Source organism: Microbacterium sp. LWH10-1.2 (assembly GCF_038397765.1).
Classification (GTDB): domain Bacteria; phylum Actinomycetota; class Actinomycetes; order Actinomycetales; family Microbacteriaceae; genus Microbacterium; species Microbacterium natoriense.
Genome location: NZ_CP151638.1, coordinates 4022944 through 4043833, shown reverse-complemented (window position 1 = coordinate 4043833; position 20890 = coordinate 4022944). Strand labels below are relative to the sequence as shown.

Genomic DNA, 20890 nt, shown 5'->3' with positions numbered 1-20890 from the left:
CTGCCTGCGGGCACGGAGGGGTTCGTCGTGTGAAGCGGAGTCTCTGACGAGGTCAGGCGGGCCGCGGACGGATCACGGGACGGCGGCTCCCCTTGGACACCGGGACCGGAGCTGTGGCGACGATCTCCTCGACGTCGGCGGGCTCGTCGGACACGTCCAGACGGAGCGCCTGGGTCAGCGCGAGGCCGTGGCTCGTCGTCAGGATGAGTCGGCGGTACTCGTGGTCTCCGTCGAGATCGATGACGACGCTCGGACGTCGTCTGCGGATCAGGACGAAGTCGAGGCTGCCCGCGGTCTTCCACGTTCCCGCGGCGAGCACTCCCGGGATGTGCGTGCCAGGGTTCGGCACTCCACGGAGCCACGTCCATGCGTCATCGGTGAGCTGCACCTTGGCGATGGTCTCGCGCTCGATGCGGATGTTGTCGCGGTGGAAGCTCGCGGCACGCTCGATCGGCGAGAGCACGATCTCGAGTTGCGTCTGGTCCAGCAGCAACGTCACCATGCCACCAGTCTGCCAGCGGCATCCCCCCAGTTGTCTGGGTCTTGCTCACAGGAACGCAACGATCCCTTGTCGTGTTGATCCACTTCTCCCCTTCCCGCACGCCGAGATTCGAATATATGTACCATACTCGAGTCTCGGTGGGTCCGGGGACCGCCGAGGCGCGCGGAGGGGCAGTCGTCAGGAGCGAGTCGCGCGAGCCGCCGCCGCAGCCGCGGCCGGGAGCGCCTGCTCGATGAGATCGAGCTCTTCGTCGCCGTGCGCGGCGGTGAGGAACCAGGCCTCGAACACGCTCGGCGGGAGCGCCACTCCCTGCTCGCGCATGGAATGGAAGAACGGCGCGTACCGGAACGACTCCTGCGCCTGGGCCTCCGCGTAGTCGCGCGGCGCCGAGGCTCGGAACGAGGCGTTGAACAGGTTCCCCGCCTTCGCCACGGAGTGGGTGACCCCGACCTCCGTCAGCGCGCCCTCGAGGGCCGCGACCAGGCGAGCGGATGCCGCGTCCACCGTCTCGTACACCTCCGGCGTCGCGAGGCGCAGCGTCGCGAGCCCCGCGGCGACCGAGAGCGGGTTCCCCGACAGGGTTCCCGCCTGGTACACCGGGCCGAGGGGCGCGAGAAGGTCCATGATCTCGGCGCGGCCGCCGAGGGCCGCCAGCGGCATCCCCCCACCGACGACCTTGCCGAAGGTGATGATGTCGGGGAGGTAGTCCTCGCCCGCCGCGGCCTGCAGGCCCCAGAAACCCGCGGGGTGCACGCGGAATCCGGTGAGCACCTCGTCGAGGATCATCAGGGCGCCGTGCTCGTGCGCGGTGTCGGCGATCAGGCGGTTGAAACCGGGAACCGGCGCCACCACGCCCATGTTGGCGGCCGACGCCTCGACGATCACGGCGGCGATGCGGTCGCCGTGCTCGGCGAACACCGCTGCCAACGCATCGGGATCGTTGTAGCCGATGACGAGCGTCTGCGCGGCGATCGGGGCGGGGACGCCCGCGGATCCGGGGAGCGCGAGCGTCGCGATCCCCGATCCGGCCTCCGCCAGCAGGCCGTCGGAGTGGCCGTGGTAGTGGCCGGCGAACTTCACGAGCAGGTCGCGACCGGTCGCCCCGCGCGCCAGTCGGATCGCGGTCATCGTCGCCTCGGTGCCCGTCGACACGAGACGGACGCGCTCGACCGGGCGCGCCTCGGCGAACCGCACACGGTCGGCGATCAGCGTCGCGAGCTCCACCTCGCCCTCCGTCGGGGCGCCGAACGACAGACCGCGCGTCGCAGCCTCCTGCACCGCCGCGACGACCTCCGGGTGCGCGTGACCGAGCAGAGCGGGCCCCCACGAGGCGACGAGGTCGACGTACTCGATGCCGGCGGCATCCGTCACCCTCGCTCCCTTGGCCGAAGCCAGGAAGCGCGGAGTGCCCCCCACCGAGCCATAGGCCCGCACGGGAGAGTTCACTCCGCCGGGGGTCACCGCGCGGGCGGCGGCGAACAGATCGTCATTGCGGTCGGTCATGAGAACTCCTCCGGATGGCGAAGGGGCGATCAGCCGCGCAGCCAGCGCGCGGCCTCGGTCGCCCAGTAGGTCAGCACGGCGTCGGCTCCGGCGCGGCGGATCGACAGCAGCGACTCCAGCACGGCGGCCCGACGATCGATCCAGCCGTTCGCGGCGGCGGCCTCGATCATCGCGTACTCGCCGGACACCTGATATGCCCAGACCGGAATATGCACGGTGTCGCGCACCTCCCTGAGCACGTCGAGGAAGGACATGGCGGGCTTCACCATCACGATGTCGGCGCCCTCGGCCTCGTCGACGACCGCCTCGCGCACGCCCTCCCTGCGGTTGCCGGGGTCGAGCTGGTAGGTGCGGCGATCGCCGGTGAGCTGGGAGTCCACCGCCTCGCGGAACGGCCCGTAGAACGCGCTCGCGTACTTCGCGGCGTAGGCGAGCAGCAGCGTCGAGTGGAAGCCCTCGGCGTCGAGCGCCGCGCGGATGACGGCGACCTGGCCGTCCATCATCCCCGACAGCCCGAGCAGCTGAGAGCCGGCACGCGCCTGCGCGAGCGCCATCGCGGTGTACCGCTCCAGGGTCGCGTCGTTGTCCACGGAGCCGTCAGCCGCGAGCACGCCGCAGTGGCCGTGGTCGGTGAACTCGTCGAGACACAGATCGGTCTGCACCACGAGGGCGTCGCCCACCTCGGCGGCCAGCGCCTCGGTCGCGACGTTCAGGATGCCGGCGGGATCGTCGGCCCCGGAGCCGCGCGCATCGCGCACCGCGGGCACGCCGAACAGCATCACTCCGCCGACGCCGGCTTCGGCCGCGTCCACGGCGGCCGCCCGCAGGGAGTCGAGGGAGTGCTGCAGGACGCCGGGCATGGAGCCGATCGGCGAGGCCTCGGAGATGCCCTCCCTGACGAACAGCGGCAGCACGAGCTGACGGGGTTCGAGGGACGTCTCGCGCACGAGGTCGCGCACGGCGGGCGACTGCCTCAGCCGACGGAGGCGGGTCTCGGGGAAGCTCACGGCGCGAACTCGTCGGCCGCGTGCGGAAGCGTGAAATGCGACACCGCGTCGATGAGGGCATCCACCGTCTGCCGGTCGGCGACCACCGTGATCGGCAGCCCCGCCTTGCGGGCGTCGCGGGCGGTGCGGGGCCCGATCGCGGCCAGCAGCGTCTCGTCGGGGATGTCGGGGAACTGCTCGCGCACCTGCTGAGCGACGGAGCCGCTGGTGATCAGGATCGCGTTGATGCGGCCGTTCTGCACGTCGCGCATGATGCGATCGGTCACCGGGACTCCGACGGTGCGATAGGCCACCACGCTGTCGACGTCGTGCCCGGCCTTCTCCAGCAGCTTGCTCAGCACCGGCTTCGCGATCTCGCTGCGCAGCGCCAGGATGCGACGGGGCTCCGTCTCCAGCCCGATCAGCTGCTCGGCCATGCCCTCGGCGGAGTTGTCCTCGTCGGGCACCAGCGCGACCTCGTAGCCCACGGCCTGCAGAGCCGCGGCGGTGGTCTCGCCGACCGCGGCGATCCTCGTCGTGCGGGGGACGACGGCGCGATGCGCGAACATCACGTCGACGGTCGTCGCACTCGTGATCGTCAGCCAGTCGTACACGCCCGCTGCCAGCTGCTCCAGCGCCACGTCGAGCGCGGCCTGGTCGGTCGTGGGGGCGAAGTTGATGAGCGGCGCGACGACGGGCACCGCGCCCTGGGAACGCAGACTCGCGGCGACGCCGTCGCCCCACGGTCCGCCGCGGGGTACGAGGATGCGCCAGCCGTCCAGCGGTCGGTCCTGCTTTGAATCAGTCATGAGGAATGCTCTCGGGAGACGAGGTCAGCCGCCCCTTGATCGAGCAGCCGACGGGCAACAGTCAACCCGAGCTCGCGCGCTGCGTGCATCGGGTCTGCACCATCGGCAGCATCCGCTCCATTGCCACTGCCGTTCCGATGAATATACTCCCCGTTCAGGTCTTCCGTGACGTCGAGGCCGATTCTCCTGCCCCCGTCGGCCGCGTAGACGACCGTTCTGACGCGCACCGAGGCGCCGGAGACGACCGCGTGGGCGGCCATCGGCGCCTGGCATCCGGCGTCCAGCCCTTCGAGGATCGCGCGTTCGACGGTGACCGCCACACGGGTCGCCTCGTCGTCCAGCTCCGCGAGCGCCGCGAGCAGCGCGGGAGCGGCATCCGTACGCGTCTCGACGGCGAGCGCCCCCTGCCCGGGGGCGGTCGGCCACTCGGCGAGACCGAGCTCCTCGCGCCGCAGGGGCGAATCCGCTCCGAGGCGCGACAGCCCGGCGGCGGCGAGGATGACGGCATCCAGCTCCTCCGTCGCCACACGCTGCAGACGCGAGTCGACGTTGCCGCGGATGTCGACCACCCTGGCGTGCGGAGCCCGCCGTCGCACCTGCGCGATGCGACGCGGGGACCCCGTGCCGATGAGGCTTCCCGGCGGCAGCTCGTGCAGGGGGATGCCGTCGCGCGTGATCGCGACGTCGCGGGCGTCTTCGCGCACCGGCGTGGCGGCGATGACGAGGCCCTCGGGGATCGCCGTCGGCAGGTCCTTCAGGGAGTGCACGAGGAGATCGCACTCCCCGGCGAGGAGAGCCTCACGAAGACGGGTGGCGAAGATGCCCTGTCCGCCGATCTCCGACAGAGACGCACGGTTGGTGTCGCCCTCGCTGGTGATCGGAACGAGCTCGACAGGACGGCCGGCGACCTTCTCGAGGGCGGCGGCGACATGACCGGACTGCGCCTGCGCGAGCGCGCTGCGGCGGGTGCCCAACCTGATCGGGGTGCTCATGGCGGGGCCTACTGCAGCACGTCCGCGATCTCGTCGAACCGCAGTCGGCGCCCCGTGTAGAAGGGCACCTCCTCCTTCACGTACAGACGCGCGTCGGTGTAGCGCAGGTCGCGCATCAGGTCGACGAGCTCGGTGACGTCGTCGGCCTCGAGGGGAAGGAGCCACTCGTAGTCGCCGAGGGCGAACGCGGCGACCGTGTTCGCGATGACCCCGGTGAACGCGGCGCCCTTGCGGCCGTGATCGGCGAGCATCTTCCGACGCTCCTCCTCGGGGGCGAGGTACCACTCCGGGGTGCGCACGAACGGGTAGAGGCAGAGCCAGTCCTTGGGCTCGATGCCGCGGAGGAACCCGGGCACGTGCTGACGGTTGAACTCGGCGTCGCGGTGCACGCCCATGACGTTCCACACGGGCAGGAGGGTGCGCAGCAGTTCGGTGCGACGAAGACGACGCAGCGCCTTCTGCAGGTCTTCGGCGGTGTCGCCGTGGAGCCACACCATCAGGTCGGCGTCGGCCTTGAGGCCGGAGACGTCGTAGAAGCCCCGCACGGTCACGCCGGAGTCTTCGATGTACGAGACGATCGTCTCGAGCTCAGTGGAGTCGGATTCGGTCACCGGGACGTCGGGATTGCGTCGCCAGACCGCCCAGAGGGTGAAGCCGGACGGGTTCTCTTCGCGCTCTTCGGACATGCACCCAGTCTGCCCCCTTTGCGGGACGGGTGCGAACCCGCGGAGGAACCCGACCCCCGTCGGCGCGGGGAAGGATGCTCAGCGCGAGGCTGCGCGCGCGATGACCCACACGAGACTGCCCGCGACGGCGGCGAGGGCGACGGCGCCCGCGATCGCCCCGACCGGGTTGCGGTCGGCGAATCGCCGCGCCTTCGCCGCTGCGCGCACCGAGGCCTTCTCGATGCGCCGGGGGAAGTTGCCCTTGACCTCGATCGCGGCGAGCGCCGCCTTGAGCTCGGCCCTCGCCGAGGCCACGGGATCGACGATGCCGGCCGGGACCGCCGTCTTCGGCAGCGAGCCGGTGCTGTCAGAGTTCGTCATCGCCTGAGCCCTTCGCGATCTTGATGTCGGCGGCCACCGCCTGAGCAGGGTTCTCCCGCGCCAGCACCTTGCGGAACTTCAGGATGCCGAGCAGTGCGAAGAACAGCACCGCCAGGATCAGGATGCCGAACACGGCGATGGCCGAGAGCCAGACCGGCCACCAGGACGAGAGCCCGGCGATGGCGAAAACCAGGACCACGGGCACGGCCCAGAATAGGAAGAACAGGGCGACCAGGAACCACACGGAGCCGATGCCGGCATCCTTCGAGGTCTTCGCGACCCACGCCTTGGCCGCGTCGATCTCGGCCTTGACGAGGTTCGTGACCAGGTCGGGGAGGTCGCCGATGAGAGTCAGCAGACTGTCGTCCGCACGATCCCGATATCCGCGGGGCATGTCAGTCGTCGGCCTTCTTCGGAGCCGCGGGCTTCTTCGCCGCGGCAGGCTTCTTCGCTGTCGTGCTCTTCGCGTCGTGCTCCGCTCGGCGCTTGGCCTCGGCCACCGCATCCTCCGTCGCCTTGGCGAGGTCGTCTGCCGCGTCCTTGCCGGTGGCGATCGCCGAGTCGAGCCGCTGGCCGGGGGTGCCGTTGCCGCTGGCGGACTTCGCGATCTTGACGACGCCGGTCCAGATCGCGCCGGGAACGGCCGCTGCCTTGTCGCCCACGTAGGACTTGACCTTGGTGACCTGCTCCTGGACGGGGTCGAGGTGCCAGACCTTGAGCCACTGCGTCTTGATCTGCTCGTAGCGCTCGCGCCCGGCTCGCGTGCCGAGGACGTATCCGACGCCGAGTCCGACGACGAGTCCGATCTTCCCCTTCATGGGGTCTCCTCTACGTAGTTCCGGTGTGGACGCCTGGGGCGAACCGGCGATTCGGAACCGCCGACCAGATACCCAGCGTAACCCCATATGCCGATTTCGGCATCTACACGTGAGGGGGTGGACAAGCAGATGACGAAAGACGTCCTCATCGGAGGGCGATCAGCCCCACAGCAGCGCGCGGCGGAGGCGGTCGGCCTCCTCCTTCGCATCGGGGATCACCTGGGCGAGGCCGGTCCCCGCGAGCCACGCGCCGACGGCGGCGAGGCCGGGCACCGCCTGCACCGCCGCACGGGCGGCAGCACGGCGATCGCCCGATCCGATGATCGACGCCGGCTGCGACTGCACGAACCGGGCGCGATGCGAGGCCACGAGGGCGCTCTCGTCCAGGGGGACTCCGAGAAGGGCGGATGCCTCACGCAGCGCGAGCCTCGCCGCATCCGCGTCGTCCAGCGCCGACGTCGCCGCGGGCTCGCCCTGGGCGCCGAACGACACCCGGACGACCTGCCGCTCGCCGGCCGCCTCACGCACCCACCGCCACTTCGCACTCGAGTGGGTGAGCGCCTTCGCGGTGTGCGAGCCTGGCACCGTCAGCACCCCGGTGCCCCGCGGCGCGGAGGCGAGCTCTGCGGCATCGAGCAGCAGGGTCACGATCTCGATCTCGGGGGCGACAGCCGCGTCGGTGCGCGAGAGCGCGGGGGCCGAGGACGCGAGGAGCTCGCGGGCCGTCGCCTCCGGAGTCGCGACGATCACGGCATCCGCGGTGAGGTCGAGCTCCTCGAGGGCGGGCTCCTCGCTCGTGCCGTCGGCGGGTGCGGCGAGCGCGTCCGTATCAGCCGCGGGGATCCCGGCCGTCACCGTCCACGTCGCGCCCGACCGGGAGACGCCGGAGACCTCCGCGCCGGTGCGGACCACCCCACCGAGGCTCTCGATGTCGGCGACGAGCGCATCGACCAGCCCTGACATGCCGCCGTCGAGACCCTCGACCGCGGACCCCGGCGCTTTCGCCGAACGGGCGGCGCCCTCGTCGCGCAGCGCCTGCACGGCGCCCGAGAGCGAGCCGACGCTGGTGAGCGCGGCGTTGAGACCGGGGGCGGCGATGTCGACGTCGACGTCTTCGGGGAGCGCCGAGTACACCCCTGTGGTCACCGGGGCGACCAGGCGGTCGCGCACCTTCGCGCCCATGCGCGAGGAGACCAGCTTGCCGAGGCTGTGGTTGTGGCCGATCGTCAGCGGCGGGCGCACGCGGTCGAGGTAGGCGCGCCAGACGCCGGACCAGCCGATGATGCGGCGCACGTCGTCCTGGAACGGGTTGGCGGGGATGCCGAGGATGCCGCCGACCGGCAGCGGCGCCGCTCCCACACCGGGGATGCCGGCCAGCCAGGCCCCGCCCGCGGCGGGGGCGACGATGCGGTCGGCGAGGCCGAGGTCGTCGAGCAGCGCCCTGACGTGCCCGCCCCTCGTCGCGAAGCTCTCCGCGCCGGCGTCGACCGTGATGCCTCCGAGGTCAGCCCGACGGATCGCGCCGCCGACGGCATCCGCCGCCTCCAGCACCGTCACGCGCATGCCGACCTTCACGCACTCGCGCGCCGCGATCAGCCCGCCGATGCCGCCGCCGATCACGATGACGTGCTTCTCTGCGGCGAGGGCGGCGAGGTCTTCAGGGCGTGCGGTCATGCCTTCCATCCTCGCTCATCGCGAGCGCGTCACGAGAGCTGCCGCCCGTCGGAAACCGTTCCCTCTTGCCGTCCGGACGCGTGGTGACTACTGTTTAGCCAGATAGCTAACAAGCGAAGGAGTGAAGATGCGCGTCGCCATCACCGGAGGCACCGGCTTCGTCGGGAGGAACCTCGCCGCACGCCTCGACGATGCGGTCGTCGTCTCCCGTCGCAACGGCGTCGACGTCACCGACGTCGACGCGCTCACCGAGGCGTTCCGCGGGTGCGACGCCGTCGCGCACTGCGCGGGCATCAATCGCGAGATCGGCGACCAGACCTTCCGCCGCGTGCACGTCGAAGGGACCCGCGCGGTCGTCGAGGCCGCGCGGCGAGCAGGGGTCGGCCGCATCGTGATGGTCAGCTTCCTGCGCGCGCGCCCCGACTGCGGCTCCGGCTATCACGAGTCGAAGTGGGAGGCCGAGGAGATCGTCCGCAGCTCCGGCATCCCGCACACGATCCTCAAGTCCGGCATGATCTACGGACCCGGCGACCACATGGTCGACCACGTCACGAAAGCCGTGCGGACGCTGCCGTTCTTCTGGACCGTGGGCTTCCGCGAGCGCACCGCACGCCCCGTCCCCGTGGACGACGCGGTCGACGTCCTCGTCGCGGCCCTCGAAGGCCGCATCCCCGACCCCACGGTCGCCGTGATGGGAGTCGACGAGGTGACTCTGGGCGAGGCGATCCGCCGCATCGCCCGCGTCGCCGGTCGCAGACCCGCCTACCTCCCCGTGCCGGTGTGGACCATCCGCCTCCTCGCGCGGATCACGGAGCGGCTCATGGTCGTGCCGCTCGTGGCGAGAGCGCAGGCCCGGATGCTCGCGGAGGGCGTGAGCGAGGCCGCCCTGCCGGCACCGGAGCCACCCGTGGGCATCCGTCCGTCGCGCGGGTTCACCGACGAGCGGATCCGCGCCGCGCTCCCGGAGGGCCGGTTCGGGCTGAGCGACCTGAGGATCGCACTCCCCCGTCGCCGCTGATCCCCGTCGCGCCGCCGCGCCGATCCCCCGTCGCGTGGCCGTGCTGAACCTCTGTCGCGCCGCCGTGCCGACCCCCCGCCGCGCCGCCGTTCGGGAGGAGAAAGCGCGTTCGGGCTGAGGAATCACGCGCAGGGCTCCTCCCGAACGTGCGAACTCCTCCCGAACGTGCGAGGCGCTCCGCGCCTACGCGCACCGGGAGACGCGCGGGCAGGCGGAGCGGAGCCCCTCAGACCGCGTGCACCAGTTCGACGATGCGGGTGAGCTGGTCGGGATCCGTCTCCGGAGGCACGCCGTGACCGAGGTTGAGGATGTGCGCGCGGGCCGCGCGGCCCCGCTCGAGGACCTCCCTCACGTGCGCCTCCAGCACCGGCCACGGGGCGCCCAGCAGCGCGGGGTCGATGTTGCCCTGCACAGTGACGCCGTCGCCGAGGATCGCCGCGGCCTCGTCGAGCGGCTGGCGCCAGTCGACTCCCACGCCGTCGGCGATACCACCCAGGCGCATGTCGGCGAGGAACGGACCGGTGCCGACGCCGAAGTGGATGGTCGGGATGCCGATGCCGGCCAGCGCCGCGTGCGAGTGCGGAGCGACGAAGGCACGGTAGTCCGCCGGGCTGAGGGACCCCGCCCACGAGTCGAACAGCTGGACGACGGAGGCTCCGGCATCCCTCTGGATCTCCAGGAAGCGGCGCGAGACCCGGGCGAGCCAGCCGGCGAGGCGGTTCCAGGACTCGGGGTCGGCGTGCATCATCGCCCTGGCGCGCAGGTGCTCCTTCGACGGCCCTCCCTCCACGAGGTAGGCGGCGAGGGTGAACGGGGCCCCCGCGAACCCGATCAAGGGGGTGTCGCCGAGCTCGTCCGTGACGATCCCCACGGCGGCGGCGATGGCGGATCCGTCGAGGTCGGCGGGGTCGATCGCGGTGATCCGCTCGACGTCGGCCGCGGTCCGCACGGGGTTTGCGAACACCGGGCCGCGCCCAGGCTCGATCTCCACCTCGACGCCGGCGAGGCGCAGCGGGATGACGATGTCGCTGAAGAAGACCGCCGCGTCGACGCCGTGCCTGCGCACCGGCTGCAACGTGATCTCCGCCGCGAGCTCCGGAGTGAGGCAGGCGTCGAGCATCCTCGTGCCGACGCGGAGATCGCGGTACTCGGGCAGGGACCGACCCGCCTGTCGCATGAACCAGACCGGGGTCTGCTCGGGTCGGTGTCCGGCGAGGGCGCGCAGCAGCGGAGCGTCAGAGAGGGCCATGCGTCCATCCTCCCATCCGGGGTCTATGGGCCGGCTGCGCTCCGGAACTCCGGAGATCCGAGGCCGTGCCGGCCCGGGTGGGTGCATGATCCCGCGCCCACCCGGAGCTGTCCGGCGTACGGGCGGACGGTTCTCCGGAGTTCTGGCGCGACCCGGCCGAGAGCCGCGAAAGGACCGCCGAACCCGGCCCACCGCGGCTCGGGTAGAATCGTCGTGTGCTGCTGTGTGTGACGGCGAGTCACAAGACCGCCTCCTTCGACCTGCTCGAACGCCTGAGCCGCACCCCCGACGACGTCGCACCCACCCTCGTGGGGCTGACGCCGTGCGTGCAGGGTGCGGTCGTTCTCGCGACGTGCAACCGGTTCGAGGCGTACGTGGAGATCGACGAGCCGGTCACCGCGGCCGGAGCCGTCGGCGTCGAAGCCGTGCTGGAAGCGGTCGAGTCCGCGACCGGTGTTCCCGCCTCCGAGCTCGACGGCGCCTACGCCGTGCACTCGGGCCGACGCGTCGCCGAGCACCTGTTCTCCGTGGCATCCGGGCTCGAATCCGTCGTGTCCGGCGAGGGCGAGATCGCCGGCCAGGTCCGCCGCGCGCTGAAGTCCGCCCGCAAGGACGGCACGACCTCTCCCGAGCTCGAGCGCCTGTTCCAGCGCGCCAGCCAGGCTCAGCGCAAGGTCAAGAACGTCACCGCCCTGGGCCGTGCAGGGCGTTCGCTCGTCCGCCTCGCTCTGGAGCTCGCCGACAGCCGCATCGCCGACTGGTCGGCCGAGCGCGTGCTGCTCGTCGGCACCGGCGCCTACGCCGCCGTCACCCTGGCCACGCTCCGTGAGCGCGGCGCCGAGAACATCTCCGTCTACTCGCCGTCGGGGCGCGCCGAGATCTTCGCCGCGAAACACGGCATCCGCGCCGTGTCGGCCGACGACTACGCGCGCACGGCCGCACGCTCCAGCCTCCTCATCACCTGCACGACCGCGACGGAGCCCGTCCTCGGCCCCGAGCACCTGCAGCTGCCGGTCGGCGCCGCAGCGGTCGGATGCCCTGTCGGCTCGCACAGCCGGCTCGTGGTCGACCTCGGCATGCCGCGCAACGTCGACCCCGCCGTCGCGACGCTCGAGGGCGTCGCCCTGCTCGACCTCGAGACCATCCGCCTGCACGCCCCTCTCGAGGAGCTGCAGGCGACGGATGCCGCGCGCAGCGTCGTCCGCGAGGCGGCGGACACCTTCCACGTCGTGGGCTCCCGTCAGAGCGTGACTCCGGCGGTCGTCGCCCTCCGCTCGCACATCTTCTCCCTGCTCGACACCGAGATCGACCGCGCCCGCGCCCGCGGCGACGAGGACGGCAGGGTCGAGCAGGCGCTGCGCCATCTCGCCGGGGTGCTGCTGCACACGCCGACCGTGCGCGCCCACGAGCTCGCCGCATCGGGCAAGGCCGACGAGTTCACGTCGGCTCTCGCCTCCCTGTACGGCATCGAGCCGGCGCAGGACGACATCGCCGACGCGGCGAGCGCCTGAGCTCCACCCGCTCTCCACAGGAACCGGGAGAGCACCGGTTCTCCACAGAGCCGCTGCCCCCCCCCGGCGCCCGCCGCTCCTCCCCCACCCCTGCCGGTCCTACGGTCGGATGCGTGACAGCGCCGCGTCATCGGCGCAGGATGGGAGGATGCTCGTGTCCCCGGACGTGATCGGAATGATCATCGCTCTCTTCGCCTTCACCCTGACGGTGCTCGGCGGAGTGGCCGGACTGCTCGCGCGGCAGTCGCGAGAGCTGGACGCGCGGTTCGAGAAGATCGACCTGCGGTTCGACAAGATCGATGAACGGTTCGAGAAGGTCGACCAGCGGTTCGAGAAGGTCGACCAGCGGTTCGAGAAGGTCGACGCTCGATTCCAGGAGCTGGAGAGTCAGCTGAGCGACCTGAAGCTCTCCATCGCGCGACTCGAGGGCCCGCTGCCCCGACTGCAGCGGCTCTGACCACGACGGCCGCCGTGAGGGATGATGGGTTCATGGCCCTTCACATCACCGGAGACACCGCCGCCGACACCCTGCTCACCGAGAACCCCCTGGCCCTGCTGGTCGGGATGCTGCTGGACCAGCAGGTTCCGATGGAGACCGCGTTCGCAGGCCCCCTCAAGATCGAGCAGCGCACCGGGGCGACGGATGCCGCCGCCATCGCGCACCTGAACCCCGACGAGTTCCTCGAAGCGTTCAAGCAGACACCCGCCGTGCACCGGTTCCCCGGTTCGATGGCCGCACGCGTGCAGACCCTGTGCCAGGAGCTCGTGGACCACTGGGGCGGTGACGCCGCCGCGCTGTGGACCGAGGGAGACCCTTCGGGCGCCGAGGTGCTGAAGCGCCTGAAGACCCTGCCGGGCTTCGGCGAGCAGAAGGCGAAGATCTTCCTCGCCCTGCTCGGCAAGCAGTACGGCTTCACCGGCGACGGCTGGCGCGAGGCGTCGGCTCCGTACGGCGAGGAGGGCTCATACCGCAGCGTCGCCGACATCGTCTCGCCCGAGTCGCTGACGAAGGTCCGCGAGCACAAGAAGGCGATGAAGGTTGCCGCGGCACGGAGCAATGCGACGGAGGAGCGTTGATGCCTGCCGAGGCAAGGCTGAGCAAGCGAAGCGCGTCGAAACCCATTGAGGCGGAGAAGTGAAGCCGACAGGCGACGACGTCGCCGGGCTCATCGCACGGTCCAGTCCGGCGATCCGCCGGAGGGATGCCGAGACCCTCACCGCGCTGATGCAGGAGATCACCGGGCGGGAACCTGCGACCTGGGGCACGATCATCGGCTTCGGCTCCTGTCACTACCGCTACCCGACCGGCACGGAGGGCGACAGCGGACTGCTCGGCTTCGCCCCGCGCAAGGCCGCGACGACGATCTACCTGTTCGACGGCGTCGCCGCGCACACCGAGGCCCTCGCTGAGCTCGGACCGCACACGACCGGCGCCGGCTGCCTCTACATCAAGGACCTCGAGCAGATCGACCTCGACGTGCTCCGCGGCATCCTGGAGCGCTCGCTCGCCTGGGTCGAGGCGGGCGGCACCCCAGAGGTGCAGCTCACCGTCACCGGCTGAGCCACAGCATCCGACGCCGAGACCCCCGCGTACCGAACGGCTACGCGGGGGTCTCGGCGTCAGGTCGATGATCAGCGCAGTCCTGCGAAGAAGGCGCGGATGTCTCCGGCCAGCACGTCCGGACGCTCCAGGGCTGCGAAGTGCCCGCCCTCGTCGAAGCGGCTCCAGTGCACGATGTTCGAGTTGTCGCGCTCGGCGAACACCCGGATCGTCTGGAAGTCGTCGGCGAACACCGCGACTCCGGTCGGCGCCGCGTTGACGGCATCCGATGCCTCGGCGCGTGCGTTCTCCAGGTAGCTGCGGGACATGCCGGATGCCGCGTTCGCGAACCAGTTCACGCTGACTTCGAGCAGGATCTTCTCCAGCGGCACGAGGGAGGTGCCGTTGCCGAAGGAGTTGAACAGCTCGCTGTAGGCGAGCAGACCGACGGGAGAGTCGCTGATGCCGACCGACACCGTCTGCGGCCGGGACGCGTTCATGGTGTTGTAGCCGCCGACCGACTGGAACCACTGCATGTGCTCGAGCCCCGCGTAGTCCTGCGGCTCCAGACGCTCGAACTCGCTCGGGTCACCGGAGGGGAACGAGAACAGCTGCAGCACGTGGAGTCCGAGGAAGCCCTCGGGGTTCAGCAGGCCGAGCTCTCGGGCGACCATCGCCCCGTTGTCCGAGCCGTGGATGCCGTAGCTGTCGTAGCCGAGGCCGCGCATGAGCGTGTCGTAGGCCGCGGCGACCCGCGCCGTCGTCCATCCTGCGGCGGACAGCGGCTGGGAGAACCCGTATCCGGGGGCGTCCGGGATGACGACGTCGAACGCGTCCTCGGCGCGTCCGCCGTGAGCGACCGGGTCGACGAGCAGGTCGATCAGCTCGAGGTAGTCGACGGCGGAGCCGGGGTAGGTGTGCGCGAGGAGGAGCGGGGTCGCGCCCTCGTGAGCGGAGCGGACGTGGATGAAGTGGATGCGCTGTCCGTCGATCTCGGTCGTGAAGTGCGGGAAGGAGTTGATCCGCTCCTGCGCGGCCTCCCAGTCGAACGCCCGCCAGGCGGCGACGGCGTCGCGGAGGTAGGAGTTGGGCGTTCCTGCGTCCCAGTCGTCCGTGGGCGACGGCTGGGGAAGGCGCGTGCGGGAGAGCCGGTCGTGGAGATCGGCCACCTCGGCGGCGGAGACGGTGACGGTGAAGGGGCTGAGGGAGAGGGTGTTGTTTTCCATATCTCGACTGTAAGAACGCATTAGGCTGGATTCGTTCCTAATGGAAGAACTTCTTTTCGGAGGATCTCTGTGGCCGATCCGACCGCCCGTCTGCTCGCACTCCTGGCTCTGCTGCAGGCCGAGCCGGAGCGCTCCGGACGCACGCTCGCCTCCCGACTCGGCGTCTCGACGCGCACCATCCGTCACGATATCGATCGTCTGCGCGAGCTCGGGTACCCCGTCGATGCGACGCGCGGCTCCCTGGGCGGATACCGGCTCGGCGCCGGCGGCAAGCTCCCCCCGCTGCTGCTCGACGACGAGGAGGCCGTCGCGGTGACCGTGGGGCTGCGCGCGGCAGCCGGGATCGCCGGGGTCGCGGAGTCCGGCGCCCGCGCGCTGGCCAAGCTCGAGCAGGTGCTGCCCTCGCACCTGCGCCCGACCGTCGATGCACTGCGGTCGAGCGTCGACAGGGCGCCGGAGAACAACGACACGGATGCTCCCGACCCCGAGATCGACGCCGCGGCGCTGCAGGCCATCGCCCGCGCGATCCGCGACGAGGAGTGGCTGCGCTTCGACCTCGACGACACGCCGGTCCTGGTCGAGCCTTACCGCCTGCTCACCTGGCACCGACGCTGGTACCTCGTGGCGCGCGATCCACAGTCGGGCGAGTGGAGCACGTACCGCGTCGACCGGATGCGCCTGCGGATGGCGACGCACCGCCGCTTCTCCCCGCAGCCGCTGCCGGGCGGCGACTACACCGCGTTCGCGATGCGCACCATCGCGGTGAGCGGCTGGATCGTGCACGCCCGACTCCGCATCGACGCGCCGGCCGAGGCGGTGCTCGACCGCATCCACGCCGCGGTCGGCGTCGTGGAGCCGGTCGACGACAGCCACTGCATCCTCGTCACCGGCGCCGACAGCCTCGACACGGTCGCGACCTACATCGGGATGCTGATGATGGACTTCACGGTCGAGAGTCCGCCGGAGCTGATCCCGCGCCTCCAGCTGCTCTCGGAGCGCTACGCCCGTGCGGTCGCGGGTTCTCCGAAGCCGCCTGCCGTCGACGCCCCGGCGTGACGACGAGACCCCCGCCTGCGGTGAACGCAGGCGGGGGTCTCGGGACGGGCGGGGGTCGCGGCGACCCCGACGAGGATGCTCAGGCGCCCTTGAGGCGCTCCGCGAGGTACTGGTGCAGCTCGTCGATCGAGATGCGCTCCTGTGCCATGGTGTCGCGGTCGCGCACCGTGACGGCGCGGTCGTCGAGGGAGTCGAAGTCGATCGTGACGCAGAACGGCGTGCCGATCTCGTCCTGTCGACGGTAGCGGCGGCCGATGGCGCCGGCGTCGTCGAAGTCGACCGACCAGGAGCTGCGCAGCGTCGCGGCGACCTCGCGGGCCAACGGCGACAGGTTCTCGTTGCGGCTCAGCGGCAGCACGGCGACCTTGACCGGAGCCAGGCGAGGGTCGAGGCGCAGCACGGTGCGCACATCGGTGCCGCCCTTGGCGTTCGGCACCTCCTCCTCGACGTAGGCGTCGACGAGGAAGGCCATCATCGCGCGGGTGAGGCCGAACGACGGCTCGATGACGTACGGGGTGTACCGCTCGCCGGACGCCTGGTCGAAGTACGACAGCGACGAGCCCGAGGCCTCGCTGTGGCTCGACAGGTCGTAGTCGGTGCGGTTGGCGACGCCCATGAGCTCGCCCCACTCCTTGCCCTGGAAGCCGAAGCGGTACTCGACGTCGATGGTGCCGGCGGAGTAGTGCGCGCGGTCCTCCTCGGGCACGTCGAAACGGCGCATGTTGTCGGCGTCGATGCCCAGATCGATGAACCAGTCCCAGCAGGCCTCGACCCAGTGCTCGAACCACTCCTGCGCCTCGGCGGGCGGCGTGAAGTACTCGATCTCCATCTGCTCGAACTCCCGCGTGCGGAAGATGAAGTTGCCGGGGGTGATCTCGTTGCGGAACGCCTTGCCGACCTGGCCGATGCCGAACGGCGGCTTCTTGCGCGAGGCGGTGAGCACGTTGGAGAAGTTCACGAAGATGCCCTGGGCCGTCTCGGGGCGCAGGAAGTACAGCCCCGACTCGTCGTCGACGACGCCGAGGTACGTCTTCACGAGGCCGGAGAACGCCTTCGGCTCGGTGTACTGGCCCTTGGTGCCGCAGTTGGGGCAGGGCACGTCGGCGAGGCCGTTCTCGGCCTTGCGGCCCTTGCGCGCCTCGAAGTCCTCGATGAGGTTGTCGGCACGGAAGCGCTTGTGGCAGCTGAGGCACTCGACCAACGGGTCGGTGAAGGTCGCGACGTGGCCGGAGGCCTCCCACACGCGCTTGGGCAGGATGATGCTGGAGTCGAGACCGACCATGTCGCCGCGGCCGCGCACGAAGGTCTGCCACCACTGCCGGCGGATGTTCTCCTTGAGCTCCGTGCCGAGGGGTCCGTAGTCCCACGCGGAACGCGAACCGCCGTAGATCTCACCCGCCTGGAAGACGAACCCGCGGTGGCGGGCGAGGGCGATGACCTTGTCAAGACGGGACTGTTCGGCCACGGTGGCTCCAATGGTCGGATGCGGGAGGACGCCCGTGAACACGGGCACTCCATTCTATCCGTGCGTGTTCGCCGCTCCATCCTTACGTGTTCGCCACCACCGGCGTGCACTCGCTTCTGAGCTCGGAGTACCGTCGAGGGATGAGCACCGCAGAGCAGACCGACGAGAACAGCCGTGAGGACACCCGCTTCTTCGGCCAGCCCTGGGCGCTGGTGCACATCTTCGGCGTGGAGATGTGGGAGCGGTTCAGCTTCTACGGCATGCAGGGCATCCTGCTCATCTACCTGTACTACTCGGCGACGCAGGGCGGTCTCGGCATCCCCGAGGCGGTCGCCGGCGGCATCGTCGGCGCCTACGGAGGATCGGTCTACCTGTCGACGATCCTCGGCGCCTGGGTCGCCGACCGCCTGCTCGGCTCCGAGCGCGTGCTGTTCCTCAGCGCGATCGTCATCGTCGCGGGACACATCGCGCTCGCCGCGCTCCCCGGCGTGCTCGGCGTGGGGGTCGGCCTCGTCCTCGTCGCGCTCGGCTCCGGCGGGCTCAAGGCGAACGCCACGTCCGTCGTCGGCAGCCTGTACAGCGCGGAGGATCCCCGACGGGATGCCGGGTTCTCCCTCTTCTACCTGGGCATCAACCTGGGCGCCTTCATGGGCCCGATCCTCACCGGCATCCTGCAGTCGTCGCTCGGCTTCCACTTCGGCTTCGGCCTCGCGGCCATCGGCATGACCCTCGGTCTCGTGCAGTACTCCTTCGGACGCCGGAAGCTCCCCGACGCGGCCAGGCACGTGCCGAACCCGCTCCCCGCCTCGCGCTACCCGCTGATGTGGATCATCGGCGGCGCCGGCATCCTGCTCGTCGTCGTGCTGGTGCTGGTGGGCGCGATCCGGCCGGACAACCTCGCGACGATCGTGATCTTCGGCACGATCATCGCCGCGGTCGCGTACTTCGCCGTGATCCTCGGCAGCCGCCGCATCGACGGGACGGAGCGGTCGCGCGTCTGGGCGTTCCTCCCCCTCTTCGTCACGAGCGTCGCCTTCTGGTCGCTGTACCAGCAGCAGTTCACGGTGCTCACGGTGTACTCCGACAAGAGGCTCGACCGCTCGCTCTTCGGCTGGGAGATGCCGGTGTCGTGGGTGCAGTCGATCAACCCGGTGTTCATCATCATCCTGTCCGGCGTCTTCGCCGTGATCTGGACGCGCCTCGGCAGCCGCCAGCCCTCCACGCCCGTGAAGTTCGCGCTCGGGGCGATCGTGATGGGCGCCGCGTTCCTGCTGTTCCTCCCGTTCGCCGGGGGCGGCGAGAACTCCACGCCGCTGCTCGCGATCGTCGGCATCCTGTTCGTGTTCACCGTCGCGGAGCTGCTGATCTCGCCCGTCGGGCTCTCGGTGGCCACCAAGCTCGCCCCCGCGGCGTTCCACACGCAGATGGTCGCGCTGTTCTTCCTGTCGATCGCGCTGGGCACGGCGATCTCGGGATGGCTCGTCCAGTTCTACGACCCGAGCGACGAGGTGCCCTACTTCTCGATCCTCGGCGGCATCGCGATCGTCGTCGGCCTCGGGCTGCTGCTCGCGGTGAAGCCCGTGCTGCGGCTCATGAAGGGCGTCAGCTGAGTCCTATGCGGTGAAGAGGTAGCCGCGCTCGACGTCGAAGCCCGCAAGGCGCAGACCGCGGCCGAGCAGGGCCTCCATCTCGGTGCGCAGACGCAGACGCCACTCGTGCGCCGCGGCGGGGTCGGACTCGCGCAGCCCCTCGATGTCGGCGGGGATCGCCAGCGTCTCGACGACGGTCTCGGCGGCCGGCGGCCGGGCGATGTCGGCGAGCGCCCACTCGACGTCGAGGCGGTCGCTCTCGTCGCCCGCGTCTCCTCCGCCGAAGATGCCGTACACGTTGACCGAGTACCCGGTCGCACGGGCGCCGAGGACGGTCAGGAAGAAGTGCGCGTTGCGCGCGACCAGCGGATCGAACGTCCAGGTGATGCGGCCCACATCGCGCGAGAAGGCCCACTGGCGCTGATGCTCCTTGAGCTCGCGCCCCCACCCACGACCGCGGTACTCCGGAACGAGCGCTGTGATGTGGGAGTGCATCGCGCGCCGACCGGGCTCGCCGAAGAAGGCGATGGATGCTCCGACCATGCGCTCCTCGTCGCCGTCGCCGTCGAAGAGGCCGACGACGTAGTTGCCGGACTGCTGCAGGGCACGCAGAGTGCCCGCGTCGACGACGCGTTCGGGGCCCCTGATGGAGTCCAGCAGGCCCTGGGCGTCGATGATGAGTTCAACGGTGTCGAGATCACGGATGCTGCGCACGGGTCCAGTCTGCCCCCTCTCACGCGGTTCGCGGAACCGCGCCCCGCGGGAAGGCTGTGCCGCCACCCGCCGCGAGCGCCTCCGAGACGATGTCGAGGAACTCCTCCATCATCTCGACGCTCATCTCCGGGAGCATGCCGTCCCAGAACGAGAGCACGGCGCCGCGCCCCTGCATCATGCCCTCCGGTCGGGCGAACGCCCACAGGTGGAGATGCGCCGAGCCGTCGTTGAAGCGGCTGAAGTGGCACCGCGCGACACCGGGGATGCTCTTGACGGCCTCTGAGATGCGCTGCAGGAGAGGCCCGAGCGCGGCGAGCACCTCGACGGGGGCGTCCTCCAGCAGCCAGTGATCGCGCGGAGAGATGGCGCCGATGAACGGCAGACCACCCGGCTCCCAGCCCGCGCGCACCTGCCACAGGTCGTCGTGCCAGATCGTGTGCTCGTCTGCCTTGCAGCTCCCGCAGTTCTCCGGATCGAGTTCGCCGCTGCGCGGCTTCTCGGGAACGAGCATCGGCTCGAGCGGGCGCATGACGACGGACTCGTACGCACCGGCCGGGCCCTGCGTCATCCACGATCCGTCCGGCCGCTCGCCGTAGACGAGGCGCCGGTGGAAGGGGGTGTCCGCGGGATGCTGCTCGATGTCTGCGCTCATCCCCACATGCAAGCACGCGTCGAGCGTCGGACCACACACGACAGGCGGATGTCGGATGCCGGTGCGACACTCGTGTCATGCAACAGCGCGTCAGCTTCATCACCCTCGCCGTCGCCGATCTCGCCCGCAGCAGGGCGTTCTACGTCGACGGGCTCGGCTGGGAGCCGATCTTCGCCGGAGACGACGTCCTCATGTTCCCGGTCGCGGAGAAGGTGATCCTCTCGCTGTGGTCGGTCGAGGGCTTCACCGCCGAGATCGGAGAGGCCCCGGCCGCGGGGGTCGCCCCGATCACCCTCGCGCACAACCTCGCCACGCCCGCCGAGGTCGACGATGTGCTCGCCGAGGCCGCGCTTCTCGGCGCCCCGGTGAGCCGCGGGCAGCAGCGGGTGTGGGGCGGCTACTCCGGCTACTTCACCGACCCCGACGGCTTCCGCTGGGAGATCGCGGTCAACCCCGGCGAGACGGGGGCGTTCGTGCTTCCGGAATGACCGCGACGGATTCGCTCACGACGCGCCTCGCCCCCGCCGAACGCCGATAGCC

The 20890-nt window shown here is 70.7% G+C and carries 23 protein-coding genes; 8 read left to right on the top strand and 15 right to left on the bottom strand.

Features of this window, described 5'->3' with window-relative positions; genetic code table 11:
* Positions 1–52: 52 nt before the first annotated feature.
* The 10 genes from MRBLWH10_RS18925 to MRBLWH10_RS18880 form a co-directional block, all read right to left on the bottom strand.
* A complete protein-coding gene (locus MRBLWH10_RS18925) occupies positions 53–502 on the bottom strand; it encodes a hypothetical protein (RefSeq protein WP_105674248.1) in 450 nt (149 codons plus the stop codon).
* A 177-nt stretch (positions 503–679) separates the two neighbouring features.
* A complete protein-coding gene (locus MRBLWH10_RS18920; RefSeq protein ID WP_341941128.1) occupies positions 680–2005 on the bottom strand; it encodes a glutamate-1-semialdehyde 2,1-aminomutase in 1326 nt (441 codons plus the stop codon).
* A 29-nt stretch (positions 2006–2034) separates the two neighbouring features.
* Positions 2035–3012, bottom strand: coding sequence for a porphobilinogen synthase (gene hemB / locus MRBLWH10_RS18915; RefSeq protein WP_341941127.1), 978 nt, complete (start codon positions 3010–3012; stop codon positions 2035–2037).
* Positions 3009–3800, bottom strand: a complete 792-nt coding sequence (locus MRBLWH10_RS18910) for a uroporphyrinogen-III synthase (protein ID WP_341941126.1) — start codon at positions 3798–3800, stop codon at positions 3009–3011. The genes hemB and MRBLWH10_RS18910 overlap by 4 nt, the downstream gene beginning before the upstream one ends.
* A complete protein-coding gene (hemC, locus tag MRBLWH10_RS18905) occupies positions 3797–4792 on the bottom strand; it encodes a hydroxymethylbilane synthase (RefSeq protein WP_341941125.1) in 996 nt (331 codons plus the stop codon). Before hemC ends, MRBLWH10_RS18910 begins: the two co-directional genes overlap by 4 nt.
* Positions 4793–4800: 8 nt before the next feature.
* Positions 4801–5478, bottom strand: coding sequence for a hydrogen peroxide-dependent heme synthase (hemQ, locus tag MRBLWH10_RS18900; protein WP_105674258.1), 678 nt, complete (start codon positions 5476–5478; stop codon positions 4801–4803).
* A 78-nt stretch (positions 5479–5556) separates the two neighbouring features.
* Positions 5557–5838 (bottom strand): hypothetical protein, encoded by a 282-nt coding sequence (locus MRBLWH10_RS18895; RefSeq protein ID WP_341941124.1) that lies wholly within the window; start codon positions 5836–5838, stop codon positions 5557–5559.
* A complete protein-coding gene (locus tag MRBLWH10_RS18890) occupies positions 5825–6232 on the bottom strand; it encodes a phage holin family protein (protein WP_105674262.1) in 408 nt (135 codons plus the stop codon). The genes MRBLWH10_RS18895 and MRBLWH10_RS18890 overlap by 14 nt, the downstream gene beginning before the upstream one ends.
* Before the next feature lies 1 nt (position 6233).
* Positions 6234–6656, bottom strand: coding sequence for a hypothetical protein (locus MRBLWH10_RS18885; RefSeq protein ID WP_105674264.1), 423 nt, complete (start codon positions 6654–6656; stop codon positions 6234–6236).
* A gap of 159 nt (positions 6657–6815) precedes the next feature.
* Positions 6816–8330 (bottom strand): FAD-dependent oxidoreductase, encoded by a 1515-nt coding sequence (locus tag MRBLWH10_RS18880; protein WP_341941123.1) that lies wholly within the window; start codon positions 8328–8330, stop codon positions 6816–6818.
* 127 nt (positions 8331–8457) lie between these two features.
* Between MRBLWH10_RS18880 and MRBLWH10_RS18875 the strand changes: the two genes are divergently transcribed.
* Positions 8458–9348, top strand: a complete 891-nt coding sequence (locus MRBLWH10_RS18875) for an NAD(P)H-binding protein (RefSeq protein ID WP_341941122.1) — start codon at positions 8458–8460, stop codon at positions 9346–9348.
* 226 nt (positions 9349–9574) lie between these two features.
* Here MRBLWH10_RS18875 and hemE read toward each other — a convergent pair whose 3' ends face one another.
* Entirely contained in the window at positions 9575–10597 is a 1023-nt protein-coding gene (gene hemE, locus MRBLWH10_RS18870; protein ID WP_341941121.1) for a uroporphyrinogen decarboxylase, read from the bottom strand.
* Positions 10598–10812: 215 nt separating this feature from the next.
* Here hemE and MRBLWH10_RS18865 point away from each other — a divergent pair, with 215 nt between their 5' ends.
* The 4 genes from MRBLWH10_RS18865 to MRBLWH10_RS18850 all read left to right on the top strand — a co-directional run bounded on the left by MRBLWH10_RS18865 (position 10813) and on the right by MRBLWH10_RS18850 (position 13669).
* The gene (locus MRBLWH10_RS18865) at positions 10813–12108 is read left to right on the top strand and encodes a glutamyl-tRNA reductase (RefSeq protein ID WP_341941120.1); all 1296 of its coding nucleotides are present in this window, start codon (positions 10813–10815) and stop codon (positions 12106–12108) included.
* 148 nt (positions 12109–12256) lie between these two features.
* Positions 12257–12565, top strand: coding sequence for a hypothetical protein (locus tag MRBLWH10_RS18860; RefSeq protein ID WP_341941119.1), 309 nt, complete (start codon positions 12257–12259; stop codon positions 12563–12565).
* Between the two features lie 32 nt (positions 12566–12597).
* Complete coding sequence (locus MRBLWH10_RS18855; RefSeq protein ID WP_341941118.1) at positions 12598–13185, top strand: HhH-GPD-type base excision DNA repair protein; 588 nt, start codon at positions 12598–12600, stop codon at positions 13183–13185.
* Between the two features lie 58 nt (positions 13186–13243).
* Positions 13244–13669, top strand: a complete 426-nt coding sequence (locus tag MRBLWH10_RS18850; RefSeq protein ID WP_341941117.1) for a DUF1801 domain-containing protein — start codon at positions 13244–13246, stop codon at positions 13667–13669.
* A gap of 71 nt (positions 13670–13740) precedes the next feature.
* Here the strand turns inward: MRBLWH10_RS18850 and MRBLWH10_RS18845 are convergent, their stop codons facing one another.
* Positions 13741–14874, bottom strand: coding sequence for an epoxide hydrolase family protein (locus MRBLWH10_RS18845; protein WP_341941116.1), 1134 nt, complete (start codon positions 14872–14874; stop codon positions 13741–13743).
* Positions 14875–14943: 69 nt separating this feature from the next.
* Here MRBLWH10_RS18845 and MRBLWH10_RS18840 point away from each other — a divergent pair, with 69 nt between their 5' ends.
* Positions 14944–15930, top strand: a complete 987-nt coding sequence (locus MRBLWH10_RS18840) for a WYL domain-containing protein (protein WP_341941115.1) — start codon at positions 14944–14946, stop codon at positions 15928–15930.
* A gap of 79 nt (positions 15931–16009) precedes the next feature.
* Here the strand turns inward: MRBLWH10_RS18840 and MRBLWH10_RS18835 are convergent, their stop codons facing one another.
* Entirely contained in the window at positions 16010–17395 is a 1386-nt protein-coding gene (locus MRBLWH10_RS18835) for a glycine--tRNA ligase (protein WP_341941114.1), read from the bottom strand.
* Between the two features lie 140 nt (positions 17396–17535).
* Between MRBLWH10_RS18835 and MRBLWH10_RS18830 the strand changes: the two genes are divergently transcribed.
* Positions 17536–19005, top strand: a complete 1470-nt coding sequence (locus MRBLWH10_RS18830) for a peptide MFS transporter (RefSeq protein ID WP_341941113.1) — start codon at positions 17536–17538, stop codon at positions 19003–19005.
* Positions 19006–19008: 3 nt separating this feature from the next.
* Here MRBLWH10_RS18830 and MRBLWH10_RS18825 read toward each other — a convergent pair whose 3' ends face one another.
* Entirely contained in the window at positions 19009–19698 is a 690-nt protein-coding gene (locus MRBLWH10_RS18825) for a GNAT family N-acetyltransferase (protein WP_105674292.1), read from the bottom strand.
* Between the two features lie 19 nt (positions 19699–19717).
* The gene (locus tag MRBLWH10_RS18820; protein ID WP_341941112.1) at positions 19718–20350 is read right to left on the bottom strand and encodes a hypothetical protein; all 633 of its coding nucleotides are present in this window, start codon (positions 20348–20350) and stop codon (positions 19718–19720) included.
* Positions 20351–20427: 77 nt separating this feature from the next.
* Between MRBLWH10_RS18820 and MRBLWH10_RS18815 the strand changes: the two genes are divergently transcribed.
* On the top strand, positions 20428–20838 hold the full coding sequence (locus MRBLWH10_RS18815) for a VOC family protein (protein ID WP_105674296.1): 411 nt from the start codon (positions 20428–20430) through the stop codon (positions 20836–20838).
* Positions 20839–20890: the final 52 nt, after the last annotated feature.